This is a genomic window from Micromonospora sp. NPDC002296, assembly GCF_040296145.1.
In the GTDB taxonomy this organism is placed as follows: domain Bacteria; phylum Actinomycetota; class Actinomycetes; order Mycobacteriales; family Micromonosporaceae; genus Micromonospora.
Genome location: NZ_JBEOWQ010000004.1, coordinates 221,864 through 239,281 on the forward strand (window position 1 = coordinate 221,864; position 17,418 = coordinate 239,281).

A 17,418-nucleotide genomic window follows, 5' to 3' on the forward strand; every position below is an offset into this window, starting at 1 on the left:
ACACCGGAGAGACGGAAAGGGCCCCGCCACGAGTCGTGGCGGGGCCCCGTCGAGGCAGCGGTGCTCAGGCCTCGGTCACGCCCTCCTGGAGGTTCTTGACCAGGTTCGGGTCGACCGGGACGCCCGGGCCCATCGTGGTGGTGAGGGTGACCTTCTTGAGGTACTTGCCCTTCGACGCCGACGGCTTGGCCCGCAGCACCTCGTCGAGGACGGCGGCGTAGTTGTCGACCAGCTGGGACTCGGAGAACGAGGCCTTGCCGATGATCAGGTGGAGGTTGGAGTGCTTGTCCACCCGGAAGGTGATCTTGCCGCCCTTGATGTCCGAGACGGCCTTGGTGACGTCCATAGTCACCGTGCCGGTCTTCGGGTTCGGCATGAGGCCGCGCGGGCCCAGGATCCGCGCGATCCGGCCGATCTTGGCCATCTGGTCCGGGGTGGCGATCGCCGCGTCGAAGTCGAGCCAACCACCCTGGATCCGGGCGACCAGCTCGTCGGTGCCCACCTCGTCCGCACCGGCGGCGGCGGCCTCCTCGGCCTTCGCGCCGGAGGCGAAGACGATCACGCGGGCGGTCTTGCCGGTGCCGTGCGGCAGGTTGACCACGCCACGGACCATCTGGTCCGCCTTGCGGGGGTCGACGCCGAGGCGCATGGCGACCTCGACCGTGGCGTCGAACTTGGCGTTGGTGGTGTCCTTGGCGATCTTGACAGCCTCGGCCGGGGTGTAGAGCTTCGACCGGTCGATGACCTCGGCGGCCTTGCGGTAGGTCTTGCTGCGCTGCATTTCTTGCTACTCCTGTGGTCTATGGCGGGCCGCGGTGATCGCGCACCCTCCCACGAAATGACGGGGAAGCGGTGACCGAGGTCAGTCGGAGACGGTGATGCCCATCGACCGGGCGGTGCCGGCGATGATCTTCTGAGCCTGGTCGACGTCGTTGGCGTTGAGGTCGGCCATCTTCTTCTCGGCGATCTCGCGCAGCTGCGCCCGGGTGACGGAGCCGACCTTCTGGCTCTGCGGCACGCCGGAACCCTTCTCGACGCCGGCAGCCTTGATCAGCAGCCGGGCGGCGGGCGGGGTCTTCAGCACGAAAGTGAAGGTGCGGTCCTCGTACACGCTGATCTCGGCGGGGACGATGTCGCCCCGCTGGGACTCGGTCTGCGCGTTGTAGGTCTTGCAGAACTCCATGATGTTCACGCCGTGCTGGCCGAGCGCGGGGCCGACCGGCGGCGCCGGCGTGGCCTGGCCCGCCTTCAGCTGAAGCGTGAACGTCTTGACGAGCTTCTTCTTCTTCGGAGGCATGTCTCTTCCTGGGGCTTGGAACTGGGAAAGGTGCCGGCCGGGGGCGCGCACGGTCAGCGCGATGCGACGGCCGACGTTCTAGAGTAGCGCAACGCTCCGCCGCCCCCTACGCCGAGGTCCGGCGAGGGGGCGGAACGGATACGCCGGCGGCGGGCTGCTGCCCCACCGCCGGCGACCGGAACGTCAGATCTTGGTGACCTGGTTGAAGTTCAGCTCGACCGGGGTCTCCCGGCCGAAGATCGACACCAGCACCTTGAGCTTCTGCTGGTCGGCGTTGATCTCGCTGATCGTCGCCGGCAGCGAGGCGAACGCGCCGTCGGTGACGGTGACGGAGTCGCCCACCTCGAAGTCCAGCACCTTGATCTCGGTCTTGGCCTTCTTCTGCCCGGTCTCGACCGCCGGGGCGAGCCACTTGAGCACCTCATCGAGGCTCAGCGGCGCCGGCCGGTCGGCCCGGTCGGTCGCCCCCACGAACCCGGTGACCCCGGGGGTGTTACGCACGCAGGAGTAGGACTCCGCGGTCAGCTCCATCCGGACCAGGATGTAGCCGGGGAACACCTTGGCCTGGATCTGGGACCGCTTGCCGTTCTTGACCTCGATCTCTTCCCGGGTCGGCACCTCGACCTGGTAGATGTAGTCCTCCATGTCGAGGGAGGTGATCCGGGTCTCGAGGTTGGTCTTGACCTTGTTCTCGTAGCCGGCGTACGAGTGCACCACGTACCAGTCGCCCGGCGCGTAGCGCAGCTTCTGACGCAGCTCCGCGACCGGGTCGAAGTCCTCTTCCGGTGCGGGCTCGGTGGTCGGAAAGTCCGGCTCGCTGGCGGCCTCGACCGACTCATCGTTGGCCGCCGTCGCCACCGCGGACTGCTCGTCCGTGGTCTCGGCGGTCTCGTCGTACTCAGGCACGCTCGCTCACTTCCGTCACTATCGGCTTGAGTCAGCCGGTCAGCTGGGGTTGCCGAAGACCCACAGCACGCCCTTCGCGAAGGCGTAGTCCAAGCCGGCCACGATCGTCAGCATCACCGCAACGAAGGTGACGACCACGGCGGTGTAGGTCAGCAGCTCCTTGCGGGTAGGCCAGATGACCTTACGCAGCTCGGCCACGACCTCGCGGAAGAACCGCGCGATGCGGGCGAACAGCCCCACCCGCTCGGTGTCCTTGCGGGTCTTCCTCTCGTCGGCCGACTCAGCCTTGGCCCGCGCCCGGGTCGCCGTGCCGCCACGGGAGACCGGCTCGTCCGCGTCGGTGGCGTCGTCGGCGGCCACGTCGTCGACGACGTCGTCGTTCAGACGGTCGTCGTCGCCGGCGTCCTCGCTGCGCCGCTTGTTCTCGGCCACTTCGCCCTCCGTCGCGGGAATCGGGGTCGCACGCCGGTGCGGCGTACGCGGCGCTGGTCACGCCGGCCGGACCAACCGTCCCGCGACGGGCCGCGGCCGGCGGATCGACGGATGGGCCCGATGCCTCGGAACCACCCCGCCGATGCCACCACCACGGGCCGGACGCCGCCGGTTGGCGGCGCGACCCACGGGAACGGTCAGGCCTGAGGCGCAGGGGTGACAGGACTTGAACCTGCAGCCTGCGGTTTTGGAGACCGCTGCTCTGCCAATTGAGCTACACCCCTGTGCGGCAACGCTCCCCCGACCCGGTCGTGCAGCACCGGGCGAGGTCACTTACCCCACGGCGGACCAGTGTACGGGTAGCGAGGCCACTTTCCCAACTGGTCCACCTCCTCGCGTGGCGGAACCCCCTCAGCGGGGTGTCCGGATCACCGCCCGGGCCTGCGAGAGCACCTTCTCGCCGCGGCACGTCGCGATGATGTCGAGCCTGGTCAGGCCCTCTTCTGGGGTGTCCTTGACCTTGGCGGTCACCTCGACCTCGGTGCCGTCGTCATCGTCGGGAACGACCACCGGACGGGTAAACCGGACCCCGTAGTCGATCACCGCGTCGGGCGCGCCGGCCCACTCGGTCACCGCCCGGCCGACCAGCGCCATGGTGAACATCCCGTGCGCGATCACCCCGGGCAGGCCGACGCCGGTGGCGAACCGGTCGCTCCAGTGAATCGGGTTGAAGTCGCCGGAGGCGCCCGCGTAGCGGACCAGGTCGGCCCGGGTGACCCGGAAGGTCTTGGTGGGCAGTTCCACGTCAGGCCTCCCCGCGTACGACGAGCTTGGACCAGACGGCGACCACCGGCTCGCCGGCGGCCGTGCTGACGTCGGTGCGGGTGGTCAGGAAGTCGTGCCCGCCCCGGCTGCTGATGTCCTCGATCGTGTTCGCACAGACCAGTTCGTCACCTGCCACCACCGGGCGGGTGTAGGCGAACCGCTGGTCGCCGTGGACCACCCGGCTGTAGTCGACGCCGATCGCCGGGTCGTCGATGATCTGCCGGCTGGCGGCCATCGTCAGGACCACGGGGAAGGTCGGCGGGGCGACCACGTCCGGGTGACCGAGCGCCCGGGCGGCCTCGGGATCGTGGTACGCGGGGTCGGTGGCGCCGATCGCCGTGGCGAACTCGCGGATCTTCTCTCGGCCCACCTGGTAGGGGGCGGTCGGCGGATAGGTCCGGCCGACGAAGGACTGGTCCAAGGGCATGCCGAGAACCTACACGGAAAGCACGAAAGCCGACCCGGGACGGACGTGCGGCAGAAGCCGCGCATCCGTTCCGGATCGGCGATCGGGTGTCGTGCGGCCGGCTCGCGCCGGCGGTGGGTCAGCGGGTCTCGCGGTGGGCCGTGTGCCGGCCGTCCCGGGGGCAGAACTTCTTCAGCTCGATGCGGTCCGGGTCGTTGCGGCGGTTCTTGCGCGTGATGTAGTTGCGCTCCTTGCACTCCACACACGCCAAAGTGATCTTCGGCCGGACATCGGTAGCCTTCGCCACGGCGGAGTGCCTTCCTCGCTAACGGTCAACAACTACAACGCCTCAGCCTATGTGCTGGGGGCGCGGACATGCAAAGTGGGCGCCTGTGGCGCCCATCCCAACGACCACCGGGAACGAGCCCGAGGGACGAGAGTAGCGGTGGCCGGAATTGAACCGGCGACACAGCGATTATGAGCCGCTTGCTCTGCCATCTGAGCTACACCGCCGCGGCGGGTCCAGCCGGACCCTTTGAGCCCCCTTACGGAATCGAACCGTAGACCTTCTCCTTACCATGGAGACGCTCTGCCGACTGAGCTAAGGGGGCCTGCACGATCACCCGGTGGCCGCGCAGAAGTAAGAGTACACGGCCCCGCCCCGGAGGTGAAATCGGATCCCCCCGCCGTCGGACGGGTGAACGTCCGCCCAGGTGAGGGGCCTTTCGGGGCTGCGTCTCAGGGGACGACGCGCAGCCGGCGGACGTCCGGGCCGACCAGCGCCTCGGACTCCAACTGGGCCCCGAACCAGGCCTCCAGCCGCTCGTACGGCAGCGGGCGGCTGAACAGGAAGCCCTGGCCGATCTCACAGCCGATGTCCTGGAGCAACTCCAGGGTCAGCTCGCTCTCCACGCCCTCGGCCACCACCGCCAGGCCGAACTGCTGGGAGAGGGTCACCACCGCGTTCACGATGGCCAGATCACTCGGGTCCGTCGCCATACCCTGCACGAACGACCGGTCGACCTTCACCTCGTGCACCGGCAGCCGACGCAGGTAGGCCAGCGAGGACGATCCGGTGCCGAAGTCGTCCACCGACAGCCGGACGCCGAGGTCGCGCAGCCGGCGCAGGGTCGGGATCGGGCGGTCGGTGCCGTCCAGCACCCCGGCCTCGCGGATCTCGAAGGTGAGCCGCTGCGGCGGAACGTCGTACTCGGCCAGCAGCTCGCGCACCTGGTCCGGGAAGTGCCGGTCGGTGAGCGTACGGGCGGAGAGGTTGACCGCGACGGCGAGCGGCTGCTCGGTGTGCGTCCAGTCCCGGCTGCGCCGCAGCCCCTCCCGCAGCACCACCTCGGTGAGCCGGCCGAGCTGGCCGGTGTGCTCAGCCACCGCCACGAAGTCCTCCGGGGCGACCTCGCCATGCGCGGGGTGCTCCCAGCGGGCCAGACACTCCACCCCGACGAGCCGGCGGTCCCGCAGCGTCACCTTGGGCTGCAAGTAGACCTCCAGCTCGCCGTCGTCGATGGCCTTGCGCAGGTCGCCGGCGAGGCCGAGCCGGCGCAGCGACCGGGACTCCAGGGCCGGGTTGAACAGCTGAATGCTGCCGGGCATGGACTTCGCCGCCGACGCGGCCAGGTCGACCCGCTGCAACAGGGTCGCCGCGTCGCTGCCGTGGTCGGGGTGCACGGCCACCCCGACCGCGGTGTCCACGTCGAGGGTGAACGCGTCGAAGACCATCTCGGCACGGATCTCCTCGCGCAGCCGCGCGGCCAGCTCCAGCGCCACGTCGGCGTTCTCCAGCCGCAGCGTCACCAGGAACTCGTCGCCGCCGGCCCGACCGACCAGGGCCGACGACGGCGCGGAGGCGCGCAGCCGGACGGCGACCTCGGCGAGGACCTGGTCCCCGGCGGCGTGGCCGAGCGACTCGTTGACCTGACGCAGCCCGTCCACGTCGAACAGCAGCACGGCGACCACCTCGCCCGGGGCCCGGATCTTCACGGCCTCGTCGAGCGCGTTGCTGATCCTCCGCCGGTTGGGCAGCTTGGTCAGCGTGTCGTGGTACGCGTCGTGCCGCAGCCGGTCGACCAGCCGGGAGTTCTCCAGGGCCACCGCCGCGTGCGCGGCCACCGTCTCGATCACCGGCACGTCGGCCGGGGTGAAGTGACCGAGGCTGCTGAGCCGGTTGACGACCTCCAGGGTGCCGATCACCGCCTCCCCCGAGCGCAGCGGCACGATGATCGCGTCCTTCGCGGGCGCGGTCCGCAGCATCTCCAGCTGCCCCCGGTCGCCGCCGAGCCGGGCACCGAGCGCGGCGGTCTGCCGCTGCTGCACGACCCGTTCCCGGACCGCCCCCGGGATCTTGGAGAAGTCGAGCAGGCCGCGCCCGTCGACCCGGGCGGTCAGCAGCACCTCCGGGTGCCGGCCCTGGGCGGGCAGCCACAGGGTGGCGTACTCGGCCTGCATGAGGGCGCGGACCCGGCCGAGCAGCGCGTCCGGCAGCGTGCCGTCCTGGCCGCTACGGGTCATGGCCCGGGTCAGCTCGTAGATGTCGGCGAGGGTGCGGTGCTGGCGGAGGAAGTGGGCGTAGGCCCGGTAGACCACGGCCACCGTCACCGCGAGCGCCCCGAGGACCAGCAGCGACCAGTAGGTGGCGGTCAACGCGAGCAGGATGATCAGGCCGACGGTGGCGTTCACGCCGGCGACCAGCAGCGGCACGGTGGACGTGCGGACCACCTCGAGCCCGGCCTGCGAGCCCTGGAGCAGGGTGATCACGCCGACCACGGCGGCGAGGGTGACCAGCGTGATGGTGCTGACCGCCGCGAAGAGGATGCCCCAGGTCCCGGGCCCCACGCCCCTGATCGGGGGGAGCGCCAGCAGGACCAGGGCGGCAAGGGAGGTCGCCGCGGCGGCGCGGGCGACGTTGAAGGCGAACTTGGCCGGGCCGAGCCGGCGGCGGAGCTGGGCGATCAACGCGGCGAGGGTGGCGACCAGCACCAGGGTCAGCGGCGGCAGGTAGTACAGCGCCAGGACCAGCGGAATCTCGGTGATCGTGGCCGAGAAGGTCTGCCGCCGGACGACGAAGCTCAGGACCGGCAGGTGGGCCGCGAACAGGGCGGTGAGCAGCAGCAGACCGAGGCCCCACTCGCCGTACGGCTCCCGCTCGACCAGCGCGATCAGCAGGCAGCAGATGACAGCCAGGAACGCCAGCGGCCCGGTTATCAGCCAGGCGAGGTCGGTCCCGCGTCGTCGCACGGCTGTCGCACGGCTCGTCATCCTGCTCCCTTGTCGTCACCGAGAGTGAACTCCGCGCCGATGCCCGGTCGCTACCGCCGTCGCCCGGTGACCCGAACGACGGCGGGTGTCAAACGAACCGCGAAGAACCTAGTTCCACTCGAACTCGAGGGTCGCCCGGTCACCGGCGACCGAATCACCGGCAACCGAGGCGACGCCGGAGGCGAGCGCGAAGAGCATCAGGGTCATGCCGAGCAGCCGACCCAGCTTTTGAGTAGGCATCTGTGGGGCTCCTGTCACGAAACGGGCAGCACGGGGGGCGTGAAGATTCCATGATGGTGCCACACGCACTGAGGGCAACAAAGCCCTCGGTGGCCTGGCTCCGCCTGGACGGCAACAAGTCCGACCGATCGGCAGGACGCCCTGCCTGGCGGGGTGATACCCCCACGTTCCCGGGTTCCACGCCCTGCTTCATTTGGCGAACACTCGGACCAAGCGCGCCAATCACGGAAACTCATTGAGTGCGTCTAAAGCCGCATGGCGCTTTACTCCGGGCAGCACACCACAGTGGAGCAGATATCGAAAGGGACCTTCATTTTCCGGACCCCCACCCGGCCGTTCACACCCCGCGTCGGCGGTCCGAGCCTTTCCCAGGCGTCGACGGGCCATCGACGCGATCGCCCCACGCCGCCCCGGCCGGTCGACCGCGTACCTGACCTGGCGCGCACCGAACTCCGCGAACGCGTCGACCCGGGTCATGCCCAGAGCTTCGAGCAGGCGCACCGACCGGTCGTTCGGTTCCTGGGTGACCGCGATCAGCCGGGCGTCGTCCGGGAACCGCTCGAAGGTGAGGCCGACGGCCGCCGCGCACGCCTCCCGGGCGTACCCCCGCCCCACCGCTCCGGCAGGAAGACGTACGACAGTTCGAGCTCGCCCGTGCGGTACCGGCCGAAACGACACCGGCCGACGATCTCACCGAGGCGCGGCGTCACCATGAACCCGTCGATCCCACCGCTTCGCCACCACCTCGTCCGGCAGTGGGCCGCCGGGGTGACGCCGCATCAGCGGGTCACGCCACATTCGTTCGAGGAGCGCCAGGCCGGCGGGCCGGACCGCTTGCAGCACAAGCCGGTCCGAGCTCGCCACCGGCGTGCCGGATGCTCCCGCCATCGACCCGTCCTCCCGCGTCCGCCCGGCTCGCGGAGCGTGAGCGGGACGGCGGATCGCGTTAGGGTGGGCCGATGGCGAAGGCGTTGATCTCAGCCGACATGGAGGGCATCTCCGGCATCGTCCACCCCACGGAGACCAACCCCGACCGGTACGACTACGAGCGTGGCCGGGCACTGATGACGGCCGACGTCAACGCCGTCGTCGCCGGGGTGCTGGAGGCGGAGCCGTCGGCGGAGGTCGTGGTGGTCGACGCGCACGGCCCCTTCCGCAACCTGCTGCCGGAGGATCTCGACCGGCGGGTACGGCTGATCCGCGGCAGGCCCCGTCCGCGGGGCATGCTGGCGGGGCTCGCCGACGACGTCGACGCCGTGCTGTTCGTCGGCTACCACGCCCGGGTCGGCACCGGCCCCGCCGTGCTCGCCCACACGATCAGCGACGCCGTCCTCGGGGTGCGGCTCAACGGGCGGGAGGTCGGCGAGATCGGTCTCAACGCAGCCCTGGCCGGCCAGCACGGCGCCCCGGTCGTGCTGCTCAGCGGCGACGACGCCGCCTGCGCCGAACTGCTGGAGCTGGTGCCCGAGGCATCGACCGTCCCGGTGAAGCGGGCGCTGGGCCAACTCACCGCCGAGGTGCTGCATCCGGCGGTCGCGCGCGACCGGCTCCGGCACGGAGCGGCCACCGCGATGGGGCGACGGGCGCAGGTGCCACCCCTGTCGATGATCGGTCCGGTGGCGCTGGAGGTGGATCTGTACAGCCCCTCCGCCGTCGACATGGCGACGCTGATCCCGGGCGTCGAGCGCGCAGCCGGCGCGCGGACGGTCACCTTCACCGGCCGGGATGTCGCCGAGGCGTACGACGTGGTCCAGCTCCTCGTGCAGCTCGCCCAGGTCAAGAACGGCTGACCCGCCATCCAGGCCCCGCCCTCCCAGCCCGCCCGGTCCCCGCGATCTTGCACTTGGGGTGTTGGTCCCGCTGTCCCCCGCCTTCCCCGAACCCGAGTAGGGAGCGGTGGCGTACCCGATGGCCCGCCCTCACTGTCTCAGCACCTCACCGGCATATACGCGGTGGCGCCGCCCCGCAGTCGCAGTTGGGTGTCCTGGACGAGGTGCAGCGGCACCGTGGCGTCGCCGCGCACCACGCCCACGATCGCCCCTGCGAGTGACGCGTAGCGGACGGCGCGACTGTCGGCCATGTGACTGCATCCTGGCGGAGCGGCGGGACGCGCCTACGCTGAGCGCACGTTTCGCCCGGCGACGTTCCGGAGGGAGCCGTCCCATGCCATCCGTCCTCGCCACCGCTCTCCTCGCGGCCGCCTTGACGACCGCACCCACCCTCGCACCCACCGCCGCCGCATCCGCCGCGCCCGGCGCCCTGGCCGGCTATCGCATGGTGGACCTCGGCACCCTCGGCGGCGACAGCAGCTACGCCAGCGCCATGAACGACCGCGGCGACGTGGTCGGTCGCGCCCAGGCCGCCGACGGCAGCTACCGCGGGTTCCTCTGGCGCCACGGCCGGATGGTCGATCTCGGCGACGCCTTCCACCCGATCGACGTCAACGACCGCGGCCAGGTCGTCGGCATCCGCAGCGACGGCGCCGGCGGGTACGTCTGGTACCGCGGTGTCCTGCGGCCGCTGGGCGACCCGTCCGCCGTGCCCGTGGCGATCAACGACCGCGGCCAGGTCGTGGGCCGCACCGACGCCGGCCCCGTCCTGTGGACGAACGGCCGCGCCCGGCTTTTGCCGCTCGGCGAGGTGTCCGACGTCAACGAGCGCGGCCAGGTCTCCGGCGGGGTGCACGTGCCGGGCGGCTTCCACGCCGCCCGGTGGCACAGTGGCCGGGTCACCGACCTCGGCGCCGGCCCCTTGGACCGCAGCAACACGTATGCCCTCAACGACCGCGGCTGGGTGATCGGCTGGCAGTTCTCGGCCGAGCAGTTCGAGCGCGGCATCCTCTGGCGGCACGGCCGCGCCCTGGACGTCGGCACCCTCGGCGGCAGCTTCACCCAGCTGCGGGCGATCAACAACCGCGGCGAGATCCTGGCCAGCTCCCAGGCCACCGACGGAAGCGCCCGCCCGGCGCTGTGGCGGCGCGGCGTCCTGCACGACCTCAGCCTCGCCGGGGTCAGCACGGACGGCGAGGTCGTCGACCTCGATGACCGCGGCCGCATCGCCGCGTCGATCCGCCCGGTCTGGGGTGTCAGCCGCGCAGTCGTCTACCACCCGCGCTAACGGGGCCGGTCCCAGCAAGAAAAGCTTCTGAACAGCATTCACGCTGGTCAGGCTCGTCGCCACCCGGCCGTCCGACGTTAGCCCGCCCACCACCTGCCCACGCCCGGGACCTTGTCCCCGGACGGTCGATCGCGTGCATCACCTGACGCGCGCCGAACTCCTCGAACGCGTCGACCCGCGCCATGCCCAGGGCTTCCAGGAGGCGGACCGATCGGGTATTCGCCTCCTGAGTGACGGCGATCAGCCGGGCCGCGTCCGGAAACCGGTCGAAGGCCAATCCGATGGCCGCCGTACACGTCTCCCGGGCGTACCCCCGCCCCCACCACTCCGGCAGGAAGACGTATGACAACTCAAGATCGCCCGTGCGGTACCTGCCCAGGTGGCACTACCGACGACCTCCCCGGAGCGCGTCGCCACATCAGCCCACCCGCCTGGTCATATTTCCGCCGCTCGGCCACTTCGTCACCAGACACCGGGCCACCGAGGTACCGCCGCATCACCGGGTCACGCCACATCCGTTCAAGGACATCCATGTCGGACGAGTGGACCTCTCGCAGCACGAGCCTGTCCGTCACCACCAATGGCGGATTCATTTCACTCACATCACCTCATTCTGCACTGGGCCACCCTCATCCGAGGGCGTCCACGATCCCGCCTGGATCAACCGCGCTGATCTGCTGTTTCTCAGTGTCGCTCAGCAGACTCCGGCCTGCCCACGCCCCACAACCTTCGTCAAGCAGGCCGCGCGGCCGGGTCAGGCATGGTCGATCTCGTTGCATCCTCGTGCAGGACAGTGGATACCTCAGTCAGGGCACGGTCGACGTCCCAAACATCCCCTATGCCTGATGCATGTCCGCTGATTGCGGAGATCACGGCCGTCGCATGAGTTCCGATCTCATGACCACCGACGATGACCACCTCGTCATAGCACTTGTTCAGCTCGACCATCGCCAAATCGAATGGCGTTCCGACCTCATAGCGGCCCGTATACTTGATCTTCGACCCTGCCGGCAAGGGAGGCAACGACTCCTCGTCCAAGGGCATCGCGGCACCAGAGGAGACGAGTGACCTGGCCTCGCCAAACGCAGCGCGGGCGAGTTGGAGAAACCGGGCGTAGATCAATCGCTTCTCCGCCGCCAGGGCAACAGCCATACTGATCACTCCCTGCGCCTTCACCGCATCAAGTTGATGCCGCCGGCCCGCGTGAGCAGTCCACACCGTCCCAGCCACACCCGCGACACCGACTACGGCCGTCATGACAGACCCAAGCCACTCCCACGCCATCCACTCATCGTGGTGACCGACCGCAAGAAGCAGAGTCATCCGAGGGCGTCGCCGATCTTGTCGTTCATGGTGTCGTCTCCGCCGTCGATGCAGTTGGCGTAGACGCGGAGCAGGACGGCGAGGCCGTGACCCAGGCGCCGGGCGACCTCCGTCGGCGGCACGCCGGCATTCAGCCAGAGGGACACCCCTCAATTTCCGGATCTTGTCAAGCACCCTGGTGGGACGCCACTGTCAAGCATCTCCAGTGACACCACAATCGTCTCGCCCCACCTGTGATCCGACAACTGATGTGCGCCGCAACTCCGCCAGGTGATGTGCGACAGATCCAGCAAGCCAGGGGCGACAGGATGGCCGCCGTCGCAAGACCCTCTCATACCGAGAAGAGTCGTATTAGAGTTTGCGAAGCTCGGAATTGCGCGGGCGTGCGGTTCAGCTCCATCGGGTTGCGAGCATTCGTTCGCTGGAGACGGCCAATAAGGCGTTTGGATGAATGCGGGCAACTATGTCGAGGCGCCTATCCCAGAACCTTGATCGAAAGCTGCGGCGGCAAGTGAACGGGCTCGCAGCATCCCCTTACCTTTGCTTGCGCCCACCGAACATCGCCCCGGCGGAGCTGAACCTGCCTCGGCCTCCACACACGGTTGCGACAACGATGAGCGCCTGCGCCTGCTGGTCCGGGTCGGTGATGCTGTTGGCGATAGCCTCGGCCCGGTCGAGATCTCCGGCGGCGGCCACTGCCTTGGCCAGACCGGTCATCGCCCTGCGCCCGCCGGTCCGGGTCAGTGATGTGGCGGGCCAACGCCTCGGCCCGGTCGATGTGTGCGGATCTGCCGCAATCCTATCGCTGCACGGTGTCCCAGCGCGCTGGTGGGTCGCCGAAGGGCCAGACATGCCGAGATCAAGTCGCCAACAACGATGGCCCGATCGGAGTTCACCCAGAGTGGCCCGGCTGGCGGTTCATCGACCTCGACCGAGGCCAGGCAGTCCTCCTCGCCGTACACGCGCATCGCGGCCGGGCCCGAACTCGATGTCGTCGGTCGGCGGCTTGTCGTCCATCTCCGCCATCGCGAGTTCGATCCGTTCCGCGCGAATCCGCACGTCGCGTCGCTCGCGTCGTTCCGCGACCTCATTGCTCGGCTGACGCGGGCGCCCGTGCCCCTTAGCACTCATAGCGAATAAGTGTTGCAACTCGGCGGCATGCCCTCAAGAGCCAACTGGCCAGCACGCCTCGCCCTTCGGGCGCCGAGTCCCGCGATAGTCGGCTATCTGCTTTTGCCGCGGGTCGCGCGGTCGGCTGGTCAGTGTCGCTCTGGCGCTTTGCAACCGGTCAGCTCGCGCTGGCGGTCCCGTCGAGATAGCCGACGTCCGTCGAGCCCGGCGCGACGTGGACCTGGTAGCCCCAATGCCGCAGAACCTGGACGATCTTCGTGGCACCGGCCGGGTTGGCGGAATGGACGTAGACGACACCGATGTCGAACCGGCGCCCCTCGAAGGCGGCCCGTTCCAGCACCTCCACAACCGGCCAGATCGTGTCGTCCCCGCCCAGGTCATGGTCCAGCCACAACTCGTCCAACCGCTGCCCCCGGTACCGGTCGAGGAGCTGAACCCCAACCGCACTGCTACGGGCCACTTCCGCACTGCGGCCGTCCACGAAGGAACGCAGATCATCAACCAGAACGACCCTGGCCTCGCTGGCATCCACCCAGCGATGATGCCTGAAGTCGCCGTGTTCCGGCATCCGGATCTGCCGCGGGTCGTGCGCACCGCCTCATCGAACTTCTGTCGTGGTGCTGTGGATGCAATGACCCATCCTGCGGCCATGATGGTCGACCCATGGACAAGGATCAGCGCCGCGTTCCACCCCCGTTAGGTGGCCGCGACCGCAGCCCCGAGAGGGGCAACCATGTCTCGTACGGACAAGGACGGTCAGCATCACCCGCGAACCGGCCTGCGCTGGCTGGTCGGCGGTGGAGGCCCGCCGCGCTGGTTCATCAACGCCGTCTGGACCAGCAGGGAGCGTCAGGCTGCGAGAGCCGCATGCCGTAACACCGCGAAAGAACATCGCGGTAACGGGATCGTCGACACCATCCCGACCACCCGACAGCACCGACACGGTGCCCAGTGGCTCTGGTGGTGACGTGTGACGCTTGCTGTGCTCAGCGCGTCATCTCCCGCCGATCTCTTCCCGTGGTCGCGCTGATCCTGGCCGACGTCCGGATCTGCCGCCATTAGCGCGCTGAGGTTGGCGCAGGTCAGTTGGCGGACGCGTGTCGCGCATCAGTCGACGGAGGACATTTGTCTCGCCCCACCCTGTTGCCGATTTCTTCTGTTCTGGATCAAGGCGCCGCGCTTCGCGCGGCGCGGGCGGGAAGCCGGCCGGCGGCAATCCGCCCCGTGCGGCAGCCCCAGACGCCTCGACGACCACCAGGCGGTACGGAAGCCGAATCGCTCGTTCTGATCGACGGTCGGGGCTTCCGACTGCCGCACCAGTCCAACCCCAGGAACTGGCTTGCCGCCGACCCCCTACCGCAGCCGAGCCCACACCCCGACGCGTCCCTCAACCGCCATCTGCCCACAACCAGTCGTAGACGGCTGGACCCAGCCGGACCCCGCCAGACAAACGAGAACGGCCCCTGACCAGCATTCCTGCTGGTCAGGGGCCGTTCTCGCACCTGGTGGCGGGTAGAGGATTCGAACCTCTGAAGCTTTCGCGACGGATTTACAGAGCGCCAACCTCGGCGCTCTGACCTGCATGAACGGCTTATTGAGGGGCCGCTGCGACAAGAGTACGACACGGCAAGCGGCAGCGACCGCCTGGCCAGGTTCTGCTGCGCGGGTCTTCGTGAGTCTGGGGTTTTGCGCCAGCCACCTACCCTGACACGGTGTTGGCTACTGAAGCTCCCAAAATTACGGACTGGATGCAGGCGTGGGGAAGCCTCGCTGGGCTTGCAATGTCCACGGCCGCGTTGATCTTTACCGGCCTGTTGTTCCGTCATGAAATCTATGTCCGCCGTGAGGACCAGCGAGACAAAGAGGCCGCGCAGGCACGTCTTGTTGTGATAATGCAGCGCGACCTCTCAATCGATGATGAGGGTGTAGTTCATGAGGTTGATTGGTCGGTCACCAATTACAGCGATGCGCCGATCTTTCAGGTCAGGGCGGGCCTACCGTCACACTGGGGCAGGAGGGTAAGGCTAATAAACGTGATTGGACCTGGCGAAACTGTCGAAGGATCTCACAAACTCCGCACTCCGATCTTACTGGAAGAACTCCTCGATTACCCGCCCACACTCGTGGCCAGATTCATCGACTCATCCGGCCTACAATGGGAGCGAGAGAGTACCGAGCCTCCACGAAGAGCCTTTGCGCAGAATGGTCGACTTTGGTTTTTGCTGTGGAAACGCGTATGGCCATTGTCTGAACCAGTGGCGTGGCTCTATCGGAAATATCGACTATTCCTCCAACGTACGGAACGGGCATTAGAACGCTCTGTCGCCGAGCGTCTTGGCATACGGCGCAACGTCATCGTAGAAGCCGGCTCACAGGTTTCCGAGAAGACAACGTCTAGGCAAACAAAGGCCTAAACTCGCCCTCGCACTCCCTCATTCTGGAAGCGCCAGCGGGAATGCCGCTGGTAGCATTGCCTTCTCAGACCATAGAGAACTGGGCTTACCTGTCGCCGCCCCAAGGGGTGGGCTAATCGGGCTGATGCTCCGGACCCGCCCCCTAACAGGTACGCGGTGACTGAAACAGGCGACTCAGCCACCGGCTAGGTCAATTAACAACCCGGCTATCGTCTCCATACTGGTGACTACGATGTCCGCTCCGGCCGCATGGAAGCCCGCAACCTTCCGGGGCCGGTTTGCGTATCCGATCACCGGCACCCCGGCGGCCCGCGCCCCCTCGATGTCCGACAGCGAGTCGCCAACGAGGACACAGCGTCCCGGCGGCTCGCCGAGCGCCTGCACGGCTTGCAGAATCGGATCAGGGTTGGGCTTCATGCGGTCCGGATCGGCATAGGACCGGCCGACCACCGGAGAGACATACCCGGCGAGTCGGTGCGCTGCCAGGTAGGCGGTCACCACCCCGGCACAGTTGTTGCTGACCACCGCCACGGGTAGCCCGGCCTGCCGGGCGGCCACGATGACTTCCCGGCCGTACGGCGTTGGCTCGGCAGTCTCGACGGCCCGGCGCTCGGCCGCGCATAGCGCGTCCTCCACCGCCCGCGTGGCGCCCTGGTCGCCGGCCGCGCCGGTGCGGCGTAACACCTCAAGCGGGTCCGGCTCGCTGGCGAGGTCGGGTGGCACGTCGACGCCTCGCTGCCTCAGTACGTCGACCAGCTCGGCGGCAACCTGCGGCGCCGGGTAGCCGGCGAAGATACTGCACACCGGCCCGTCGAAGTCGAGCAGCACCGCGCCGACCCCGGCGAGCAGTCGGCCGAGGTCGGCGCTCATCCGTCGTACCGGTAGGCGATGGTCGACCACACCGAGTCGAACCACTGGCGGGACGCCTCCACGAACTGTGTGCCGTGCGAGGTGTCGTCGTCGGTCACCGCGTAGTGGAACAGCGGCACGTCCTTGCCCATCAGGTCATAGATCGCCATCGGCTCACCCTTGATCGAGACGGTGCGCTCAAGTACCGGGTAGAAGCCGTAGAAGACCTCTTCGCTGTTCAGGATGTAGAGCTTGAACAGCGGGGACGCCCGGTGCATCCGTACTTCGACGGTGGTCGACCGGATGAGGCCGAGGTCGCCCAGCTCGGTGACCTGATCGATGATGCCGTCCGCCGCCCGGCGGGTGATTCGCGCCGCGCGCTCGCGTACGGCCGGGTCGTCGGCCTGCGTCTCGGCCCGTGCTGGCAGCGCCATCGGCGCAGTCATGTCGGAGATCAGGACCCGCACGGCGATCGTCTCCGGCGCGAGCCGGCCGACGCGCACCTTGTCGAGCGCTTCGGCGAGCGCGTCGCGCAGCGTCTCGCCAGAGAACCCGGCGAAGTCGATAGTGACGTGAGGTCGGTCGAACGAGGCTTCAATGTGCGGACGCAGCTCAACCGCCCGCTGCGTCTGCGCGCGGACGAACGCGCCGCTGCCCTGCCGGGACACGATCAGCCGCTCTGCCCGGAGCAGGTCCAAGGCTCGCTTGACTGTCTCTCGTGCGACGCCGTAGCGGGTGGCTAGCTCGGGCTGCGACGGCAGCTTCTCGCCGGGCGTGAGTCGGCGCGTGAGGATGGCTGCCCGCAGCTTGTTCGCGATCTGCTGCGAGGCCTGTTTGGGGTCGTCGGGATCTAGCTGACCGAGGAAGTCAAGGTTCTCGCTCACCTGCCCACGGTAGCGCTGACTAGCCAAGTTGAGAAAGTTCGCCGCGCCCACTTGACCTGACTAGCCAAGCCGACCTACGTTCATCCCGTCGAACCTGGCTAGCCAGGAACGACAAGCCGAACGGAAGCCGGGGAAGGTGGCGCTTTGCGCTGCGCGCTCACGGGCCGGTCGTGTGGTCGTTCATTGAGAACTTCACAGCAGAAGCGCCGCGTAGATCCGTCTGCGGCATCCCCGCCTTGAGCCACACGGTGGCCGACCCCGGTAGATCCCGGGTGAGCGGGGCGAGCGGGCCGGATCTGGCGCGCGGTTGCTTCTGCCTCCTGT

General features: G+C 68.6%; 20 protein-coding genes and 3 tRNA genes. 3 read left to right on the plus strand and 20 right to left on the minus strand.

Annotated features, from left to right (window positions below):
* Window positions 1-64 precede the first annotated feature (64 nt).
* From rplA to ABT023_RS05630, 13 genes are all read right to left on the minus strand, one after another.
* Window positions 65-781, minus strand: a complete 717-nt coding sequence (gene rplA, locus ABT023_RS05570; RefSeq protein ID WP_350881996.1) for a 50S ribosomal protein L1 — start codon at window positions 779-781, stop codon at window positions 65-67.
* Window positions 782-862: 81 nt separating this feature from the next.
* On the minus strand, window positions 863-1,297 hold the full coding sequence (rplK, locus tag ABT023_RS05575; protein WP_350881998.1) for a 50S ribosomal protein L11: 435 nt from the start codon (window positions 1,295-1,297) through the stop codon (window positions 863-865).
* A 183-nt stretch (window positions 1,298-1,480) separates the two neighbouring features.
* Entirely contained in the window at window positions 1,481-2,203 is a 723-nt protein-coding gene (nusG, locus tag ABT023_RS05580; protein WP_350882000.1) for a transcription termination/antitermination protein NusG, read from the minus strand.
* Window positions 2,204-2,242: 39 nt separating this feature from the next.
* Window positions 2,243-2,635 (minus strand): preprotein translocase subunit SecE, encoded by a 393-nt coding sequence (gene secE / locus ABT023_RS05585; protein WP_350882002.1) that lies wholly within the window; start codon window positions 2,633-2,635, stop codon window positions 2,243-2,245.
* A gap of 211 nt (window positions 2,636-2,846) precedes the next feature.
* A tRNA-Trp gene (locus tag ABT023_RS05590) sits at window positions 2,847-2,919 on the minus strand.
* A 127-nt stretch (window positions 2,920-3,046) separates the two neighbouring features.
* On the minus strand, window positions 3,047-3,439 hold the full coding sequence (locus ABT023_RS05595) for a MaoC family dehydratase (protein WP_350882004.1): 393 nt from the start codon (window positions 3,437-3,439) through the stop codon (window positions 3,047-3,049).
* A gap of 1 nt (window position 3,440) precedes the next feature.
* Window positions 3,441-3,887, minus strand: a complete 447-nt coding sequence (locus ABT023_RS05600; protein WP_350882006.1) for an FAS1-like dehydratase domain-containing protein — start codon at window positions 3,885-3,887, stop codon at window positions 3,441-3,443.
* A gap of 118 nt (window positions 3,888-4,005) precedes the next feature.
* Window positions 4,006-4,173: a 50S ribosomal protein L33 gene (gene rpmG, locus ABT023_RS05605; RefSeq protein WP_092378713.1), complete on the minus strand. Its 168-nt coding sequence runs from the start codon at window positions 4,171-4,173 to the stop codon at window positions 4,006-4,008.
* A gap of 133 nt (window positions 4,174-4,306) precedes the next feature.
* A tRNA-Met gene (locus ABT023_RS05610) sits at window positions 4,307-4,379 on the minus strand.
* A 25-nt stretch (window positions 4,380-4,404) separates the two neighbouring features.
* Window positions 4,405-4,477: transfer RNA gene (locus ABT023_RS05615), tRNA-Thr, on the minus strand.
* 127 nt (window positions 4,478-4,604) lie between these two features.
* The gene (locus ABT023_RS05620; protein ID WP_350882008.1) at window positions 4,605-7,136 is read right to left on the minus strand and encodes a putative bifunctional diguanylate cyclase/phosphodiesterase; all 2,532 of its coding nucleotides are present in this window, start codon (window positions 7,134-7,136) and stop codon (window positions 4,605-4,607) included.
* Window positions 7,137-7,244: 108 nt separating this feature from the next.
* Window positions 7,245-7,376 (minus strand): hypothetical protein, encoded by a 132-nt coding sequence (locus ABT023_RS05625; protein WP_350882010.1) that lies wholly within the window; start codon window positions 7,374-7,376, stop codon window positions 7,245-7,247.
* A gap of 222 nt (window positions 7,377-7,598) precedes the next feature.
* Window positions 7,599-8,054: a GNAT family N-acetyltransferase gene (locus tag ABT023_RS05630; protein WP_350882012.1), complete on the minus strand. Its 456-nt coding sequence runs from the start codon at window positions 8,052-8,054 to the stop codon at window positions 7,599-7,601.
* A 281-nt stretch (window positions 8,055-8,335) separates the two neighbouring features.
* Here ABT023_RS05630 and ABT023_RS05635 point away from each other — a divergent pair, with 281 nt between their 5' ends.
* Window positions 8,336-9,166 (plus strand): M55 family metallopeptidase, encoded by an 831-nt coding sequence (locus ABT023_RS05635; protein WP_350882014.1) that lies wholly within the window; start codon window positions 8,336-8,338, stop codon window positions 9,164-9,166.
* Between the two features lie 137 nt (window positions 9,167-9,303).
* Here ABT023_RS05635 and ABT023_RS05640 read toward each other — a convergent pair whose 3' ends face one another.
* A complete protein-coding gene (locus ABT023_RS05640) occupies window positions 9,304-9,456 on the minus strand; it encodes a hypothetical protein (protein ID WP_350882015.1) in 153 nt (50 codons plus the stop codon).
* Window positions 9,457-9,539: 83 nt separating this feature from the next.
* On the opposite strand from ABT023_RS05640, the gene ABT023_RS05645 reads away from it, so the two are divergent.
* Window positions 9,540-10,493 carry a hypothetical protein gene (locus tag ABT023_RS05645; RefSeq protein ID WP_350882017.1) on the plus strand — a complete coding sequence of 318 codons (954 nt, stop codon included), beginning with the start codon at window positions 9,540-9,542 and terminating at the stop codon, window positions 10,491-10,493.
* Here the strand turns inward: ABT023_RS05645 and ABT023_RS05650 are convergent.
* From ABT023_RS05650 to ABT023_RS05665, 4 genes are all read right to left on the minus strand, one after another.
* The gene (locus tag ABT023_RS05650; RefSeq protein ID WP_350882019.1) at window positions 10,462-10,842 is read right to left on the minus strand and encodes a GNAT family N-acetyltransferase; all 381 of its coding nucleotides are present in this window, start codon (window positions 10,840-10,842) and stop codon (window positions 10,462-10,464) included. The genes ABT023_RS05645 and ABT023_RS05650 overlap by 32 nt on opposite strands.
* 383 nt (window positions 10,843-11,225) lie before the next feature.
* A complete protein-coding gene (locus ABT023_RS05655; RefSeq protein ID WP_350882021.1) occupies window positions 11,226-11,777 on the minus strand; it encodes a hypothetical protein in 552 nt (183 codons plus the stop codon).
* Between the two features lie 35 nt (window positions 11,778-11,812).
* Window positions 11,813-11,938, minus strand: coding sequence for a hypothetical protein (locus ABT023_RS05660; protein WP_350882023.1), 126 nt, complete (start codon window positions 11,936-11,938; stop codon window positions 11,813-11,815).
* A gap of 1,166 nt (window positions 11,939-13,104) precedes the next feature.
* Window positions 13,105-13,479, minus strand: a complete 375-nt coding sequence (locus tag ABT023_RS05665; RefSeq protein ID WP_350882025.1) for a cyclic-phosphate processing receiver domain-containing protein — start codon at window positions 13,477-13,479, stop codon at window positions 13,105-13,107.
* A 1,180-nt stretch (window positions 13,480-14,659) separates the two neighbouring features.
* Here ABT023_RS05665 and ABT023_RS05670 point away from each other — a divergent pair.
* Entirely contained in the window at window positions 14,660-15,361 is a 702-nt protein-coding gene (locus ABT023_RS05670) for a hypothetical protein (protein WP_350882027.1), read from the plus strand.
* Window positions 15,362-15,535: 174 nt separating this feature from the next.
* Here ABT023_RS05670 and ABT023_RS05675 read toward each other — a convergent pair whose 3' ends face one another.
* Entirely contained in the window at window positions 15,536-16,231 is a 696-nt protein-coding gene (locus ABT023_RS05675) for an HAD family hydrolase (protein WP_350882029.1), read from the minus strand.
* Window positions 16,228-17,094: a GntR family transcriptional regulator gene (locus tag ABT023_RS05680; protein ID WP_350882031.1), complete on the minus strand. Its 867-nt coding sequence runs from the start codon at window positions 17,092-17,094 to the stop codon at window positions 16,228-16,230. Before ABT023_RS05680 ends, ABT023_RS05675 begins: the two co-directional genes overlap by 4 nt.
* Window positions 17,095-17,418: the final 324 nt, after the last annotated feature.